Annotated in this window: 2 protein-coding genes; both read right to left on the bottom strand. The window is 74.3% G+C overall.

Annotation, left to right across the window (positions count from 1 at the left end; genetic code table 11):
* A partial coding sequence (locus tag SZ60_RS15320; RefSeq protein WP_082060212.1) for an adenosine deaminase occupies window positions 1-1,062 on the bottom strand: 1,062 nt, incomplete at its 3' end.
* Window positions 1,063-1,331: 269 nt separating this feature from the next.
* Window positions 1,332-1,581: hypothetical protein (locus tag SZ60_RS17580; protein WP_043597470.1), on the bottom strand; the 250-nt coding region annotated here is incomplete at its 5' end.

Below are 1,581 nucleotides of genomic sequence, written 5' to 3'. Positions count from 1 at the left end.
CTTGCGGCCCGCGTCGGCGAACGACGCCTCGACCGAGTTCGTCGCCAGCAGGGCCAGCGCGTCGTCGTCCAGCCCGAGCACGTCGCGCAGCGCCTCGTAGTTGTCGCCCACGTAGCCGCCGAAGTAGGCGGGATCGTCGCTGTTGACCGTGACGAGCAGCCCGGCCTCGAGCATGCGGGGCAGCGGGTGCTCGGTCAGGTCGGACACCACCGCGAGCCGCAGGTTCGACAGCGGGCAGACCGTGACCGGCACCCGGTCGGCGACCAGCCGTGCGACGAGGGCGTCGTCCTCGAGACTGCGCACCCCGTGGTCGACGCGTTCGACGTGCAGCAGGTCGAGGGCGTCGGTGACGTACGACGGCGGCCCCTCTTCACCGGCGTGGGCGACGACGTGCAGCCCGAGGGCGCGGGCGCGGTCGAAGACGCGGGCGAAAGCGGCCGGCGGGAACCCCACCTCGGACGAGTCGAGCCCCACCCCGATCAGGTCGGAGGCGCGGTGCGCGACGGACTCGAGCGTCGCGGCCGCGTCGCCCACCGGCAGGTGCCGCAGGAAGCAGAGGATGAGCCCGCCCGTGATGCCGAACCGCTCGCGTGCCTCGCCGAGCGCCTGGGTCAGCCCGTCGACGACCTCGTCGACGTCGACGTCGCGCGAGGTGTGCGCCTGGGGGTCGAAGAACATCTCGACGTGACGCAGCCCCTGGGCGTGGGCGCGTTCGAGGTAGGCCCAGGCGAGGTCGCGGAAGTCCTGGGCGGTCTGCAGCACGGCCGTGCACGCGTAGTAGAGGTCGAGGAACTCCTGCAGCGAGCCGAACGAGTACGCGGCGCGCAGCTCGTCGACCGAGGCGAAGGGCAGGTCGACGTCGTTGCGGTCGGCGAGGGCGAAGACGAGCTCGGGTTCGAGCGTGCCCTCGACGTGCAGGTGCAGCTCGGCCGTCGGCGGCGTCGCGAGCACGGTGCCCGAGAGGGGCGAGCCCGAGAGGTCGCTGCTCGTCAGGGTCGTGCCCCGGAGGGGCGTGCCGGGCGCGGGGGCCGCGGTCGTCGGGGAGGTGTCGATCGCCGTCATCGGGCCACCGTAGCGGCAGCGTGCCTCCCGACGAAGCCCCGTGCACGATCGTTCACCGTCCCGTCACCCGGCGAGCGCCTGGGGACGAGACGACGAGGTCCAGGGACGAGACGACGAGGCTCTGGACGAGACCAGGAGGCGCGGCCCCCCTCGTCGAGGACGCCACCCGCGCCTCCTGCCCGGACACCGAGGACGCCACCCGCGCCTCCTGCTCGGACGTCGAGGAGGCGCGGTGCGCGACGCCCGCGCCCCGCGCCTCTCGCAGGTCGCTACGCCGTGAGCACGACCGCGAGCGTCTCGGGCTGGTCGTGCCCCGTCCACGTGCCGGTGAGCACCTCGACGCCGTGGTCGCCGGTGTGGCCGCCGGTCGAGGCGAGGGCGCCGGCGTCGTGACGGCCGAGCACGCGGGCGACGACGATGCGGACCGCCGCGCCGGTGACGACCGTGCGGCCCTCGACCTGGTCGACGGTGAGGCGGTCGACGTCCGGCACGGGGGTGCCCGGGCTGCCGCTGCCGACG

It is taken from the genome of Frigoribacterium sp. MEB024, from assembly GCF_000878135.1.
Lineage (GTDB): Bacteria > Actinomycetota > Actinomycetes > Actinomycetales > Microbacteriaceae > Frigoribacterium.
This window is presented reverse-complemented; position numbering and strand designations above follow the sequence as displayed.